The sequence below is a fragment of the Peribacillus sp. NPDC097197 genome, from assembly GCF_050278025.1.
Taxonomy (GTDB): Bacteria; Bacillota; Bacilli; order Bacillales; family DSM-1321; genus Peribacillus.
Window position 1 is genome coordinate 12,576 of record NZ_JBNNST010000010.1, and the last position, 14,972, is coordinate 27,547.

The window sequence follows — 14,972 nt, forward strand, 5'->3', positions numbered from 1 at the left end:
TGGGCTTGAACCATAAATCTTTTCCGGTGGAAATGCGTTTAGTGCTTTGGATTCCGGGGGTATGTAAAGAGGGAGCGACAAACAACATTCTTTAAGGAGGATGATAGATATGGATAAACGTATAATTGGAGTTTATGATACTGGATCAGAGGCCATTCAGGCAGTTGAGGCATTACAGGCTCAAGGATATACTCAAGATGATATTTCGGTGGTTGCTAAAGATAAAGAAGAACTTAGAACGGTGAAAAAAGAAACAGGAACGAAAGTAGAGGAAGGGCTTGCTACTGGAGCTGCCACTGGTGGAGTTCTAGGCGGAACAGCTGGATTCTTAGCGGGAATCGGTGCTTTGGCCATTCCAGGAATCGGACCGGTACTTGCGGCTGGACCGATTGCAGCTACATTAGCTGGTGCGGCAGTAGGAGCTGGTACAGGTGGTTTGGCCGGTACATTGATTGGCCTCGGTATCCCTGAACGTGAAGCCACTCAATATGAATCGGATGTTAAGAATGGGAAACTGCTTGTATTGGTGGATGCCGATGCGAAAAGGGGTAACTCTTCATACACAGGTATTACTGAAACGGATGAAACGCTTACGAATAGAAGAAGACCACTTTAATTTAGAGCATGTAAAAAGAGCAGGGCCTTTTGGCTTCTGCTCTTTCTTTTGTTTAGTAGCTGAATTTCTGGATCTCCTTATGCATTTCCTGCGATAGGCTGTCCAATTCCCCAGCCAGGGCATTTAATTGTTCCATGGAGGCATTCGTCTCTTCAATTGAAGCGGACACTTCTTCTGTGCCGGCAGCTGCCTCCTGACTAACGGAGTTTAATTGTTTCGCGTTGCCTGACATCACGGCAATCTGGGCAATCATTTCGTGCATGGTACTTGTTATTTCATCAAAGTTACTGAATGTGGTAGAGATGATTGATGCAATATCGCCAAAGGCCACTTCGGTGTTAGTGACGGATGTACTCTGATGATCGATTTTCTGGTTGACCTGATCAATCAAGCTAACCGTATTTGCGGTATCAGTTTGCATGGCAAAAATGATTTCTGCTATTTCCTTTAAGGAGTGTTCCGTTTGTTCGGCCAATTTTTTCACTTCATCGGCAACGACGGCGAAACCTTTTCCATGCTCGCCTGCCCTGGCTGCCTCGATGGCTGCATTCAAGGCGAGTAAATTGGTTTGCCCGGCAATCCCTGTTATGGTTTTGACGATATCGCTAATCGTATGGGATCGAACATCCAGTGATTTTACGGCTGTACTCATCTGATTGGAGATCTGGGCTGTAACATCGAATTGTTGTTTTAGGCCCTGAACGGTGATCATTCCATTTTCCGATGCCTTGAACATGTCACCGGAGGCAAGCGACATTTTTTCTGCCTGATTTTCCAGGTTGTTGATTTTGTCGGCCATGAGCTCTATGGCCGTTTCGTTATCTTGGCCGACTTCGATCTGATCAATGGCACCTGAAGCGATTTGTTCCATCGTCATGGCGACCTCGTTTGCGGCAGCCGAATTCTCTTCGGCACTGGCAACGAGCAACATGGAGGAATCGGCAACCTTATTGGAAAGGGCATGGACATTTTTAAGCATGGCACTCATATTCTCTGCTAAGGTGTTGGTGTCTTCTGCAAGCTTGCCGAGTTCGTCCCCACTGGAAATGGAAATCGTGGAGGCGAAGTCACCGCCAGCCATTTTCTTGATGGATTCTTGAAGGCGTTTAATGGGCTTTGTCAAAGAACGTGTGATGAAGATGGAAAAAATGGTAGCCAAAGTAAAAGTGACGATCATGGCCAGGATATTGTGCATGACCATAGAGCTTGCACGGTCCACCACTTCATCTCTATCCACGACTCCAACTATTTTCCAACCAGTAGTAGGACTGGATGAGTATCCGATGATTTGCCTTTTATCCTCAAAATCCAGGATCATAGATCCTGATTCACCTTTCATTTGCTGAAAAATGGGTTGAGCCGAAAGATCCTTCATGATTTTCGATTGATCAGGGTGGGCAAGGATAGACCCTTTCTCATTCAGTAGAATGGCATATCCCGTTTTCCCGAATTTCGTCTGATTGATCGTATTCAGTAACGTTTCCATCGCGATGTCGACACCAAGAACGCCGACCAATTTATCGCCATCATAGATTGCTTTTGCTGCCGTGATGATAAGGGAATTGGTCGCAGTATCCGTATAAGGCTCGGTCCATATGACTTCATTCTTTCCTTTCAAAGCGGCTTGATACCAATCTTGTTGCCTTGGGTCAAAGTCACCAGGTAAATAGGCTTTAGGGAAGATGATCGTCTGTCCTTCCTTCTCCGTCCCCATGTACAAGCTGATGATCTCTTCATTGGTCGTTTGGGTATTGGTAAACTCGGTAAGTATGGAATCAGCGTCTGAATGGGGTGTGGTCATGGCCATATCTTTGCTTATCCTGTCTAAATTCTTTTCCTTTTCTTGGAAGAAGCGATCAGATACTTCATTCATTGATTTTACTTGACCTTCTGTCGTATTTTTCAGTTCATCTGTCGTTAGTTCAATGCTTTGATCATAGGCTACGTAGGATATGAGAAATCCGCTAATAATAATTAAAGCTAAAAAGGGTATCAGTATTTGTTTTTTAAGAGAATTGAAGTACCAGTTTTTCAGACGTTTCATAGGTTTGCTCCTTTATATCTACTTCTTATGAGTTCTCTAGATATTTCGGCTTAGTTTCCCTATCTTTTAGTTTTTTTAGAAAATTCATAAGAATGACTTATATTAGGAGGTAAAGTGATTGAAACAGGAAAGAAAAGATTATCCAAGAAAGGAATTTTACTGGTAGAATAATCAGAAAGCATAATGAAGGGGGAATGGTGAGTTGAAAAAAAGATTAGGATGCCTTCATGCCCATTATTCAAATATAGAATATATTGAAAGAGCTCTTTCAATCTATGACATCGATCTCATGCATTTTGTGGACTCTTCCATAATGTATCGAATGACTTCTGTTGGGAATTACGATAAAACAGAAGCAAAGAAAAAAGTAAAAGAGCAACTGGATTGGATCGCTCAATGTGAAGTGGATGCTATCCTAATTACTTGCACGAACTATATCGCCCTTTTACAAGACCAACGTATGGTAGCATCCGTGCCCATCATTAAAATTGATGAACCTTACTTCGAATACATCTGTACGCTATCTCAACCTCAGATTCTCCTTTTTACGAACCCAGCAACAGTTAACGGTACCGTGGGGCGTCTTGAAAAGTATGCGGAAATCCATCAAAAATCCTTGGATTTGGAGATTATGATCATGGAAAATACTTTCGAATTAATCATGAAAGGATTGAAAGAAGAGTACAATGCTGAAATCATCAAGGTCTTACATCAACTCGTTCAAGATGATCAAAAGGCAATTTCTGTTGCTCAATTATCAATGGTGGATGCAGCCAAGCGATTCGAACAGCAGACATCTCATGGAATGATGAATCCATTAAAAACAGTAGTGACCTCCATTGTCAGCCAATTAGACTTACAAAAAAAGAGCTGACTGGATGCAGTCAACTCTTTCTTCTGGTTGGTTATTCGACTTGAATGTTTTTCGTGCGATCAATATACCATGTGTAAAACTCGTCGGCATATTCAAGGGAAACATCTTGTAGCTTGGTATGATGTACCGGTTTGGAACGGTTAATGGTTTCGATCGATGCGAGCCCAAAGCGTTTTTGCAGTCTTGAGCGTTCGACTTTAATCTGAATGACCTTGCTTCTTTTCGTGATGAACAGGGACGTTTCCAAACTTCCTGATTTAAATTGAATGAATTCGTCATGTAATAAATAGCGGCCATTTTTGTAATCTATGATTCTCGATGTATAAATGAGTACGAAAAGAATCAAGGAAATATACCATATCGCTGGCTTGAAAATAAAAATGGCAACCGTCACAACTATCCAGATATAGCTTGGCCTTAGCATTCGCACGATGAAAGCTTGTTTCGATAAGGGATGCATGGAGCGTTCCACCTTGTAAGAAGGCAAAATCTCTTCGATTATGGCATGGGCACGGTCAACCGATAAAAATGGATAGAGCGTATTCGTTTCCAGTTTTTCATCTCCTGTACTTCCCGCGCTTATCAGTTTCACCTCCGCTAATCCAAGCATTCTTTTGATGAGGGATTGGGTGATTTCCACCGCCTGCACCTTTTCTTTCTGAATTGAAAAGGCAGATTCATCGAGCACCCCTTTTTTTATATACACACGTTTGGCATCCGATGAAATTTCATACTTCCCATATTTCACGTACGTGGAAATAATTCCAAAACCAATAGCTAATCCTACTAAAACAATGAGAGCGATGGTTATGGTTAGCCATGAATTCAAAAATGATGCCACAGCCCCTTCGGCATTTTCCAGATTGAAAAAATCATCAAGTGTTTTATAAATCGTAGCGACAATCGGAATGATGGCCAGGAAGCTTAGTGACGTGAAGGAAGCTTTTAACACATCCCGTTTAGTCGGTGTGAAATGTATGGTTTGTTCAGCACCCGTTTCTTTCAAGCTGTCCTCTTCCAGATGATCTTCTTCTACAGCCGGGATTTCTTGTGAGGAAAATTCCGTTTCAAGTCGTTGGGCTTCTTTTAAAGAAATCGCCTCAAACAAGACAGAACCTTGGTCACCAGTCATTCCCGTTTCGAACGTTAAAGAAGTTAAGTGGAAAAACTTATGAAGGACGGTTGTCCGTCGTTGGACGTTTTGTATTTTGTGAAGCGGAACTGTCCGATAGGACTTGGAAATAAGCCCGGACTTGATCTGAATGTTTCCTTCTTTTATATGATATGTATAGGTGAACCAGTTCAAAGTCAATGAAATGACCTTCCATACGAAGTATAAGAGATAGATGAGTTGCAGCACGATCATATAAACCTTTTCCGTACCAAAATTCAATACATAAAGGAGGATAATTAAAAAGAATTCCTTCTTCAGCACATTCCACATTTCAAATGGGATTTTGAGCGGGTGTAACCGTTTGGATTGTTCCGCCATGTCATTCCACTTCCTTTATCTTGGCGTAGTGCGCAATTTTATCTCGAAGTTCATACGCCTCTTTCTCCGGAATGGCGGGTATGGTATGTGAGTCGCCCATGGTTCCGATACTAATCGTATAAAGGCCATACTTCCGTAGAAACGGCCCCTGGTTCAGCTCGACCGATTGAACTTTCGTCATCGGGATGAGTTCATGGGATTCGTACCACGCTCCATGTTTCGTTTGGATGAATTCTTCGCTTACGTCATATCGCCAATATTTTTGCAATAAAATGGGGGCGATGATGATGGACCAAATGGCGGAAAAGCATTCGATGATGGTCAGTCCGATTAAAACCCATCCAATCCACTCTTTCCAGGAAAAATAAGTATCAACGAATAATAAGATGCCGAGTATGACGAGAATAATGAGGTTGGTGATGGTTTCCGTCATCCGCCAAACCTTGATGGATTCTTTCGAAATTTTCTTTGTGGGCGCTTGAATCTTTGAATACATATGTTCACTCCTTACTGTGTCATTACTTTTATACGGATGATTCTTAGTAAAAGTTCCCTTTAGGGCTAAAAAAGTCCCTGAGGTGAGGCTTTCCTGGAATACGGAATACTGTGTATGCCTGATATGAAGGGACATGTGAATGAAATTTAAAAGTAGGTGAAATGGATTTGACCTTTATAAGGAAAGTATACATTATTTTCTTTCTGTTTTTGATGTGCTTTTTTAATGGGGAAACGATGCAGGCTGCTTATGAAGAGGAATCGATGGCTGGTGAAATCAAGCGTATCGTACATGAGTCGCCTGCTTTAACCGGGGCCTTAGCCGGAATTTCAATCCGTTCGGCAGATACAGGGGAATTGGTGTATGAGCATGATGCGGATATAAGGATGAGACCGGCATCGAACATGAAACTTCTGACAGCGGCAGCGGCACTTGAAACGTTAGGGGAGGAACATGTCTTCCAAACGGAACTATACATAAAAGGCATTCATGTCGCGAACGTCCTTCAGGGGGATGTCTATTTGAAGGGAAAAGGAGACCCAACCCTTCTTGAAAAGGACTTTGATGGTTTGGCGAAGGTGTTGAAGCAACATCGAATCCACTATGTTCATGGAGATCTTATCGGCGATGATACATGGTATGACGATGAAGGCCATTCGCCTGATTTAATACGAAGTGATGAGCAAGAATACTACGGGTCGGCCGTTTCAGCCTTAACCGCCGCACCCGATGAGGAGTATGATACCGGGACAGTCCTTCTGGAGATATCACCAGGGAAAAGGGCTGGAAAAAAAGCAACCGTGACGATGCAACCGGAAACGGACTATGTAACAGTCGTTAATGAAGCGATAACAGTATCACCGGACGGAAAGCAGAAAATCAAGGTCGAACGCGATCATGAGCGAAATGTCTTGACGGTAACGGGGACTATGCCGGAACATGGCTTGCCGACAAAAGAATATATGGCGGTGATTGATCCTACCAAATATGCCCTAAGATTATTTGAACAATCGATGGAACGGCAAGGCATCAAGGTGTTAGGTACGACCAAACAAGGAAAAACACCCGCGCAAGCTAGGAAAATTGCCAGCCATGATTCGATGACCCTTTCACAATTGCTGGTTCCCTTCATGAAACTGAGCAATAACACACATGCTGAAGTTTTGGTGAAGGAAATGGGGAAGGCAGCGAAGGGGGAAGGCAGTTGGGAGAATGGATTGAAGATAGCAGAAAGTAAGCTCGAGCTGATGGGGATGGACACGCAATCGACCATGATGCGGGATGGTTCAGGGATTAGCCAGGTCAATCTGATCTCAGCGAACGAATTGACCAAACTCCTTTATTCCGTTCGGGAAAAAACATGGTTTCCTTCCTATCTCAATGCACTGCCGGTTGCTGGGGTTAAAGAAAAGATGATAGGCGGTACATTAAGGAATAGGATGGAAAAGACGGCGGCCGTGGGAAATGTCCGCGCTAAAACGGGGACGATTTCCGCTACGAGCACTTTGTCTGGATATGTGACCACCAAAAGTGGGGAAGGCATCATCTTTTCAATTCTTTTGAACAACTTCGTGGAGGAAAAGGGAATCAGGGACATCCAAGATAAAATAGTGGTATGGCTAGCGGAACAGGAAGATCTGTTAGAAAGAGAGCGTTGATATTCGTTTAAAAACATATGCTTGTAATTCAAAAAAATCCGCGATGAGAAGATCTGCTTCCACCAATTCATTGACAGTCGCAAAACCAAATGGACAGCTGACGGCCACTAATCCATTTTCCTTTGCAGCTTCGATATCGGACTTTCGGTCGCCAACCAGGATGGCTTCTTCAATGTTATAGTTTCTCAACAACATGTGAACTAAATCCGTTTTCGAGCCTTTCAATGACCTTTCGATACTGTAAATGTCCGTAAGGTATTCATGCAGATGAAAATATGTACAGATTTCTTCCAAATACTTTTCAAGTCCGTTGCTGGCTATGAATATTGGAATACCTTGTTGTTTAAAGACTGACAAGGTCTCGATGACGTTTGGGTAAAGCTGACCTTTTCCTTCTTTGATCTCTTGATTCAAACATTCAAGAAAGAGTCGGTCGGCTTGATTCCGAATAGACTCGGCGTGATTTGGCAATAAGGTTTCCCATACGACCTTTAGTGGAACCCCCATGATTTTTTGGTATGTGGCAAGAGGGGCTTCTCCCTGCCAATTTCCTTCTGACCGAAGGACTTTGAACGTTCTTTCAAGTGATGAACCTAAAATCCTATTGGTTTGAAACAGGGTGCCGTCCATGTCGAAGATGACGGCAAAGGGAATGGAATTCATATTTTGTACCTTCTTTCAATTTTTTTGCGCGCCCAAGGAGGGTTTCTTGGGAGGGTGTAGAGAAATATATAGGAAGAGGAGGGGTTTGATGAATTTCCCAACAATTCGTGGCCAGCACACGATTTCCCAACTTATTGCTGAAATCCAGAATTCCCCTGGAAACCGAAGGCCATATTTAGTTGCCATAGATGGTCGCGGTGGTTCGGGGAAAAGTACCCTTGCTGCCTATATAAAAGCTCATTGTCAGGATGTCACAATTGTTCATATGGATGATTTCTATTTTCCTTCTTCTCAAAGGGCCCAGTTGCCTCCAGTCGGGAATTTGATTGGTGTGAACTACGATTGGTCCCGTGTCTTCAGTCAAGTTTTGGAACCGCTTACCTCTGGGAAAGAAGCGGTCTACCAACGTTATGATTGGGAATCGGATGCAATGGCTGAGTGGCATACCATCCCAGTGGGTGGGACTGTCATCATTGAAGGCACATACTCTACTCGCTATGAATTGGCTGCCTTCTATAATTTTACCATTTGGGTGGAGTGCCCCCGGGAGAAACGATTAGACCGTGGAATTGAGCGTGATGGGGAAGAGATGCGTTCCATGTGGGAAGATAACTGGATGGTCTATGAAGATCTCTATGTCGATGCACATCTTCCACGAGATAGGGTCAACCTGATTGTGGATGGAACGAGATGAATAGAGTCTCGTTCCTTTCCTTTCTCGCGGATGAAGGTCTTGTACCCCGAGTCCATTTCCCCTAGCTATCCTTCATCGATTCCGGTTTTTGTCATAGAATAGGAAGGATGAGGCTGCTTTTCATTGTAAGGGTTTACCTGTAAAATTCATATTGAATATTAATATTTAGATAAATTTCTCTAAGAGACAGAGATAATGGAGGAGAAGTATGTTTACTAATGATGAACAAGCTGGTGTATATAAAGCGATTTATAGCCGGAGGGATATCCGGAGTTTTTTACCCGATCCCATCTCAAAGGATACCTTGCATAAGATTTTGGAGGCGGGACATCATGCACCGTCTGTTGGGTTCATGCAACCATGGAGTTTCATTGTCGTTTCGGACCAGGAGATTAAAGAGCGGTTGGCCTGGGCCGCGGATAAGGAAAGAAGGGCGCTTGCGGTTCATTATGAAGGGGAAAAAGAAAACAAGTTTCTTAGTTTGAAAGTAGAAGGCTTGAAGGAAGCCCCCTATACGATTTGTGTGACCTGTGATCCGACGCGGGGTGGATCTCATGTGCTTGGACGCAACTCCATTCCTGAAACGGATATTTTATCGACGGCCTGTGCCATTCAGAATATGTGGTTAGCCGCCTGTGCGGAAGGGTTGGCGATGGGCTGGGTCAGTTTTTACAAGAAGAATGATATCCGGGACATTTTGGATATCCCTCCACACGTGGAGCCTGTCGCGCTCATGTCTGTTGGCTATACCGATCAATATCCCGATAAACCGATTCTTGAAACGGCCAATTGGGAAAAGAGACGGTCGATGGATGATTTGATTTTTAAAGATAAGTGGGGCCAAAACTAGACCTTGTAAGGATCTTGTAGAAAGCTGGTGTTTCGTTTTGTATATCTATCGAGGCGAGGAAATAAAAAGAATCGATCGAACTGCAGCGGATCATGGACTTGAAACGTTTACGCTGATGGAAAATGCGGGACGGGCTTTATTTGAAGCCATTGTCAAAAATGTGAGCAAATCGCAGCGAATCTTGATTCTTGCGGGAAAAGGGAACAATGGCGGAGATGGAGTGGTTCTCGCCCGTTATTTAAAGCAACATGGTTTCATATGTGAGCTCGCTATCCCACTAGGGGAACCTGTTTCTGAGACTGCAGAGCGCCACTACCGCTATTATCTCCACTGCGGATTTGAGGTATCGGAAATCAGTGAGGATTATGATGTGTTGATAGATGCGCTGCTTGGGGTCGGAGCGAGGTTGCCACTCCGTAATGATATCGAACAGCTGATTGATTGGATGAATGAGCAAGAGGCCGTTCGGATGGCAATCGATATTCCGACAGGCGTTTTGGCGGATACCGGTGAAGTGGAAAAGGCTATAAAGGCTGACCGAACATTCACGCTCCACGGGTACAAACCATCGGCGTTTCTCGAAGGAAGTGTCGAGTATTATGGTCAGACCGAAGTGCTCGATATTGGCTTGCCACAGACATCCAATTGGCAAGTATGGACCAAAGGGGATATTGCCGCAAGCTTCCCGAAGCGAAATAGTGCCTCGCATAAGGGGACATTCGGGACGGGACTGTTGATAGCGGGTACGGATGAAATGCCGGGAAGTGCCATGCTGGCGAGCCTTGCCGCGATGCGGAGTGGAATCGGGAAACTGACTGTGGCGACAACAAGGTTCGCTTCAGCAATTATCGCGAGCCGGGTGCCGGAATGTACATTTTTACATGATGGACTGGAAAAGGTAGCGGCTGGAGCGATGCCTAAAGGGATAAGGGGAGTGGCAATCGGCCCAGGATTGGATAATGAGGAAAAAATCGAACGGGCGTTACATGAAGTAATGAAAAGGGACCTGCCGATCATTATCGATGCAGGAGCCCTTAAGAAACGCGACTATCCCATGCGTGAAGCGATGACGATCGTCACGCCCCATCCTGGTGAGTTCAGTAAAATGACGGGTCTTCCGACGAAGGAAATCCAGAAAGACCGCCTGCGCCTCGCATCTGAATATGCGATCTCGAATAAGGTGACCGTTGTACTCAAAGGAAGAAATACGGTGATGGCGTTTCCCGATGGCGATGTATGGGTGAATTCGACCGGCAATGATGGACTTGCCAAAGGCGGGACAGGTGATACCTTGACTGGGATGATCCTTGCATTTATCTCATTCTATGAAGATAAGAAAGCGGCCGTGGCCAATGCTGTATACTGTCACGGGGTAAGCGCGGAGCAATGGAGTGAAACGAGGGCGAAGAGCAGTCTGCTCGCAAGTGATGTGAGTGAAAACTTGGCCTATGTGTTGAAGGAATTCGAATAGGCACTCGCTGATGGACGACATGAAGTGAGTGCTCGATAACAATAAAATAAAAAGAAAGTACCATGAAAAGGTAGGGAATCAAAAACTAGCTGTCATCTTAGCAGCTAGTTTTTTTTTTTTTGCTCGTATCCCCGCCTTTTAGTGGGTCCCGGTATGCAGGTCTTCATGGCATGTAGCGATATCCTGGCTAAAGATTTTCGAAGTTTATGGGATAAAAAAAATACAAGAATAATACAATGTTAAATGAAATATTTCAGAAAATTAACTAGATAGAGAGGTTGACTTATCTCCTGATTATTTCCTGAATGGTTATGTTAGAACACAGTACCTCGGCATGCATCTTGTTACAGAATACATATCTCTGTATTAAAAATATCAGTAGAGAAGGGTGTTTCTACATGGTGAAAGAAAAGACGGATATTCAGCAATTGATTGATTGGGATAAAAAGCATTTTATCCATCCGACAACAGCGATCGAACAACAGCAGCAAGATGGACCGAGTTTCATTTTTACCGAGGGTAAGGGGATATACCTAACGGACATCATGGGCAGGACGGTTATCGATGGGATGTCTTCCCTTTGGAATGTGAATATCGGGCATGGGCAGGACGAAATTGCCAAAGTGGCGAAGGAGCAGATGGAGAAATTGGCGTTCACCTCTAATTTTGCCACCTTCAGTAATGAACCAGCCATTCGGTTGGCTGCCAAAATCGCTTCCATCGCACCCGGAAATTTGAATGCCGTGTTCTTTACGTCCGGAGGGTCGGAATCGAGTGATACGGCGATCAAGCTTGCGCGTCACTACTGGATTTTAAAAGGCCAGCCCAACCGGCAAAAAATCATTTCCCGTTCGAACTCCTATCACGGGGTGGCGATGGGAGCGACTAGTGCCACGGGATTGAAGCCTTTCCGCGACTTCACGAATTCCCTTGCGCCGGATTTCTGTTATGTGGATGGCTCCTCCATTGAGGAATTGCGCAAGACCATTGTACAGGAAGGACCGGAAACTATCGCTGCTTTCATAACGGAACCGATACAAGGGGCTGGTGGCGTGAATATGCCTCCTGAAGGCTACTTCAAGGAGGTCAGGGAGATTTGTGATGAGTACGGCATTTTGTTGGTGACGGACGAAGTCATTACCGGTTTTGGCAGAACGGGTGCGTATTTCGGAATCGAGCACTTCGGGGTCATACCAGACATGATGTGCTTTGCCAAAGGCGTGACGAGTGGATATGCCCAATTGGGTGGTGTTGTCCTGAATGATAGGATGTATCAGGATTTCATAGCCCTTTCTAAAGGGACGCTTTTACATGGCTACACTTACAGTGGCCACCCGATGGCTTGTGCCGTTGCGTTGAAAAATATCGAAATCATTGAACGGGAAAACTTAATTGAAAACTCGAAACTACGTGGAGTGGAATTGCTTGCAGGCTTTAACAAGCTTCAAGCTAAACATTCCATAATCGGGGATGTAAGGGCGCTAGGACTGATTGGTGGTATATCGATCGTCAAAGACAAACAAACGGGGGGGAAATTCGAAACCCCTTTGGCTCCACGGATCGTTTCGGAGGCCGCTAAAAATGGTTTAATCTGCCGATCTGTTACATTCGATCAAGATACACTAGTGTTTGCACCACCTTTGATCATCACTAAAGCAGAGGTAGGGAAGTTGATCGAAATCTTGGACGATACATTTGCGGCTATCGAAAAAGAAGTTGTATAAGACGTGAAGAGGATGGCATTCGAATCAACCAGGGTGGTTCGGATCCACGAAAAAGGCTGCTTCCCCAGAGGGAACAGCCTTTTTTTGTGGAGCGAATGAATCCAGAATTTGAGTCAATATATTACAAGAATCGAGGATATTTCCCGGGAAACGAGTGAATGCGAGAAATAAAATCATCATTTACACTGCTTTTTCCACATCAACACGGCCGGAAAAGAAGACGGCACCATTTCCCATATCGGAGAGCCGGTCTGGCGTGAGGGCATTGATATGCTGCTTTCTGCCAGGTGTATTTGGCCATATGCCTTGGCTGACTAGGACACCGGCCAGGACATTTTCTCCTATGACGGCTTTTAATACACATTCGCCTCGGGCATTCCAGATACGGACCATATCGCCGTCTGTTATCCCTCGTTTTACTGCGTCTTCCGTATTCATATGCAGTTTTGGTTCTTTTTCCATCGATATATGTTTCTCGTTATTGGAAAAAGTCGAATTCAGGAAATTATGGTTCGGCGCCGGTATGAATAAGAACGGCAGGTCGCTGTCTTTCGCGATGGGTGTATAGGTAGGCAATGGTTCGTACCCATGCTGTTTCATCCGTTCGGAATAGAGTTCGATTTTGCCGCTCGGTGTCGGCAGTTTCCCTGGGAAGAGTGGTCGCATCTCGGCTTTCACAAACTGATGTTCAGAAAGAGCTTCATAGTTGATGTTTCCTAAATAAGGATTCTCGGGGAAGTCGAGTGCTTGACGGATCATGTCTTCCTCAGAGTCTTGAAAAGCTTGGTCCTCGAATCCCATGTTAGCAGCCAACATCTTGAACAATTCCACATTTGATTTGGACTCTCCATATTTCTCCATGACTGGCTTTTGAATTTGTATGTAATTATGCCAGTAGGAAGTATAAAAATCCTCCGTTTCATAGGATGAAGAGGCGGGAAGGACCAGATCGGCATACTGCGCCGTTTCAGTTAAGAATAAATCATGGACGACCGTGAATAGGTCTTCTTGCATAAGTCCTTCCTTAACCTTGTTTGCATTGGGAGCGACAAGGGCAGGATTGGAGCTGTATACAAATAAGGAACGAATCGGGTTCTCCTTATCTAAAAGGGCTTCTCCGATTTGATTCATGTTGACGATGCGAGTAGTCTTGTTTCGCAAAAGCTCAGGGCGTTGTAAGGCATCTTTGTTAAATGCCAAATAACCGGAGTTCCCTTTCATCGCCCCACCGCCTTTAACACCCCACTGTCCGGTAAGGGCGGGAAGGCAGGCAATGGTCCTTACAGCCATTCCGCCGTTATCGTGATGCTGCAGGCCATTACCGATTCGAACGAATGATGGTTCGGTCTGTCCATACATCCGGGCTAATGTATAAAGGTCTTCGATTGGAACGCCCGTGATCGTGGAGACGGTCGCCGGGTCATATTGGCGGACATGCTCACGCAATTCGTCAGAACCGACCGTATAGGCGTCTAGGAAAGGCTGATCGACCATATTTTCGGCATATAAAATATGCATGATGCCAAGGGCAAGTGCACTATCTGTACCAGGCAGGATGGGGATGAACCAATCAGCCCACTTCCCGGTCTGGTTTTTATGGACGTCGATCACCACAACCTTGGCGCCATTTTTCCGGGCCTGCTGGGCAATTGTCACTTGGTGCATATTGGTACTCACGGCATTAATCCCCCACATGATGAAAAGCTTTGTGTCGATCGTTTCCTCCGGATCGATTCCGAACGAACCGCCCATGGTATAACTGTAGCCGACCGAACCGGCAGAGTTACAAATGGAACGCTCCAGCCTACTTGCCCCAAGTTTGTGGAAGAAGCGACGATCCATGCCTTCAGCACTAAGGTTTCCCATGTTTCCATAAAAACTGTAGGGGAGGATGCATTCCGGTCCATGCTGGTCTATCAAGGCCTTCCATTTTGACGTGATCATCCCGATCGCTTCGTCCCAACTAATGGGGGCGAATTGCCCTTTTCCTTTTGGACCGATTCGCATAAGCGGTTGCGAAAGACGATGCGGATCATATAGACGGGCTGTCATATTCCGGACCTTGTTGCAGATATTTCCTTTTGTAACCGGGTGTTTGGGATCCCCCTGGACTTTCACGATTTTTCCGTCTTTTTTGTGAAGGAGTAAACCGCATTGATCGGGGCAATCAAGTGAGCAAACCGATGGGAAGATTCCATCCTGTTGTTTGAAATAGGGTTGCATGACTTTGTCCTCCTTGTTTTTTGGAACGCTTTTTTGAATAGTCTATTAATTGTATATTTTAATATATTGGGTATTAGAAAGAACTACTTAACTTATGTTTTTTTTTCTGATAAGCTTATTTTAATAAAATGAGCCTTCTCTATCGAAAGGTTCGTAAGTAATGGAGG

12 protein-coding genes are annotated in these 14,972 nt (G+C 44.7%); 7 read left to right on the forward strand and 5 right to left on the reverse strand.

The genetic code is table 11. The features are described 5' to 3' along the window. Nucleotides 1-109 precede the first annotated feature (109 nt). The gene (locus tag ACQKL6_RS14035) at nucleotides 110-616 is read left to right on the forward strand and encodes a general stress protein (protein WP_402871935.1); all 507 of its coding nucleotides are present in this window, start codon (nucleotides 110-112) and stop codon (nucleotides 614-616) included. Nucleotides 617-668: 52 nt separating this feature from the next. On the opposite strand, the gene ACQKL6_RS14040 is transcribed toward ACQKL6_RS14035, so the two are convergent. Further along, entirely contained in the window at nucleotides 669-2,660 is a 1,992-nt protein-coding gene (locus ACQKL6_RS14040; protein ID WP_402871932.1) for a methyl-accepting chemotaxis protein, read from the reverse strand. 202 nt (nucleotides 2,661-2,862) lie between these two features. Between ACQKL6_RS14040 and ACQKL6_RS14045 the strand changes: the two genes are divergently transcribed. Next, a complete protein-coding gene (locus ACQKL6_RS14045; protein WP_402871929.1) occupies nucleotides 2,863-3,534 on the forward strand; it encodes an aspartate/glutamate racemase family protein in 672 nt (223 codons plus the stop codon). A gap of 31 nt (nucleotides 3,535-3,565) precedes the next feature. On the opposite strand, the gene ACQKL6_RS14050 is transcribed toward ACQKL6_RS14045, so the two are convergent. Beyond that, entirely contained in the window at nucleotides 3,566-5,026 is a 1,461-nt protein-coding gene (locus ACQKL6_RS14050; RefSeq protein ID WP_402871926.1) for a PH domain-containing protein, read from the reverse strand. Nucleotide 5,027: 1 nt separating this feature from the next. Continuing rightward, nucleotides 5,028-5,522: a PH domain-containing protein gene (locus ACQKL6_RS14055; RefSeq protein ID WP_402871923.1), complete on the reverse strand. Its 495-nt coding sequence runs from the start codon at nucleotides 5,520-5,522 to the stop codon at nucleotides 5,028-5,030. A 212-nt stretch (nucleotides 5,523-5,734) separates the two neighbouring features. On the opposite strand from ACQKL6_RS14055, the gene dacB reads away from it, so the two are divergent. Further along, nucleotides 5,735-7,180, forward strand: a complete 1,446-nt coding sequence (gene dacB / locus ACQKL6_RS14060; RefSeq protein ID WP_427651385.1) for a D-alanyl-D-alanine carboxypeptidase/D-alanyl-D-alanine endopeptidase — start codon at nucleotides 5,735-5,737, stop codon at nucleotides 7,178-7,180. On the opposite strand, the gene ACQKL6_RS14065 is transcribed toward dacB, so the two are convergent. Then, nucleotides 7,163-7,843 (reverse strand): HAD-IA family hydrolase, encoded by a 681-nt coding sequence (locus ACQKL6_RS14065; RefSeq protein ID WP_402958474.1) that lies wholly within the window; start codon nucleotides 7,841-7,843, stop codon nucleotides 7,163-7,165. The two genes, dacB and ACQKL6_RS14065, sit on opposite strands and share 18 nt — an antisense overlap. An 88-nt stretch (nucleotides 7,844-7,931) precedes the next feature. Between ACQKL6_RS14065 and ACQKL6_RS14070 the strand changes: the two genes are divergently transcribed. The 4 genes from ACQKL6_RS14070 to ACQKL6_RS14085 all read left to right on the forward strand — a co-directional run bounded on the left by ACQKL6_RS14070 (nucleotide 7,932) and on the right by ACQKL6_RS14085 (nucleotide 12,582). Beyond that, entirely contained in the window at nucleotides 7,932-8,537 is a 606-nt protein-coding gene (locus ACQKL6_RS14070; protein ID WP_402871917.1) for a uridine kinase family protein, read from the forward strand. 208 nt (nucleotides 8,538-8,745) lie between these two features. Beyond that, entirely contained in the window at nucleotides 8,746-9,387 is a 642-nt protein-coding gene (bluB, locus tag ACQKL6_RS14075) for a 5,6-dimethylbenzimidazole synthase (protein ID WP_402871915.1), read from the forward strand. Between the two features lie 37 nt (nucleotides 9,388-9,424). Then, nucleotides 9,425-10,858 carry an NAD(P)H-hydrate dehydratase gene (locus ACQKL6_RS14080; protein ID WP_402958472.1) on the forward strand — a complete coding sequence of 478 codons (1,434 nt, stop codon included), beginning with the start codon at nucleotides 9,425-9,427 and terminating at the stop codon, nucleotides 10,856-10,858. 398 nt (nucleotides 10,859-11,256) lie between these two features. Further along, nucleotides 11,257-12,582, forward strand: coding sequence for an aspartate aminotransferase family protein (locus ACQKL6_RS14085; RefSeq protein ID WP_402989168.1), 1,326 nt, complete (start codon nucleotides 11,257-11,259; stop codon nucleotides 12,580-12,582). 180 nt (nucleotides 12,583-12,762) lie between these two features. Here the strand turns inward: ACQKL6_RS14085 and ACQKL6_RS14090 are convergent, their stop codons facing one another. Further along, on the reverse strand, nucleotides 12,763-14,805 hold the full coding sequence (locus ACQKL6_RS14090) for a molybdopterin oxidoreductase family protein (protein WP_402989165.1): 2,043 nt from the start codon (nucleotides 14,803-14,805) through the stop codon (nucleotides 12,763-12,765). Nucleotides 14,806-14,972 lie beyond the last annotated feature (167 nt).

Coding starts and splice junctions, on each gene's coding strand:
- ACQKL6_RS14035 (WP_402871935.1), top strand. CDS start 110: ATGGATAAACGTATAATTGGAGTTTATGATACTGGATCAGAGGCCATT.
- ACQKL6_RS14040 (WP_402871932.1), bottom strand. CDS start 2,660: ATGAAACGTCTGAAAAACTGGTACTTCAATTCTCTTAAAAAACAAATA.
- ACQKL6_RS14050 (WP_402871926.1), bottom strand. CDS start 5,026: ATGGCGGAACAATCCAAACGGTTACACCCGCTCAAAATCCCATTTGAA.
- ACQKL6_RS14055 (WP_402871923.1), bottom strand. CDS start 5,522: ATGTATTCAAAGATTCAAGCGCCCACAAAGAAAATTTCGAAAGAATCC.
- dacB (WP_427651385.1), top strand. CDS start 5,735: ATGTGCTTTTTTAATGGGGAAACGATGCAGGCTGCTTATGAAGAGGAA.
- ACQKL6_RS14065 (WP_402958474.1), bottom strand. CDS start 7,843: ATGAATTCCATTCCCTTTGCCGTCATCTTCGACATGGACGGCACCCTG.
- ACQKL6_RS14070 (WP_402871917.1), top strand. CDS start 7,932: ATGAATTTCCCAACAATTCGTGGCCAGCACACGATTTCCCAACTTATT.
- bluB (WP_402871915.1), top strand. CDS start 8,746: ATGTTTACTAATGATGAACAAGCTGGTGTATATAAAGCGATTTATAGC.
- ACQKL6_RS14085 (WP_402989168.1), top strand. CDS start 11,257: ATGGTGAAAGAAAAGACGGATATTCAGCAATTGATTGATTGGGATAAA.
- ACQKL6_RS14090 (WP_402989165.1), bottom strand. CDS start 14,805: ATGCAACCCTATTTCAAACAACAGGATGGAATCTTCCCATCGGTTTGC.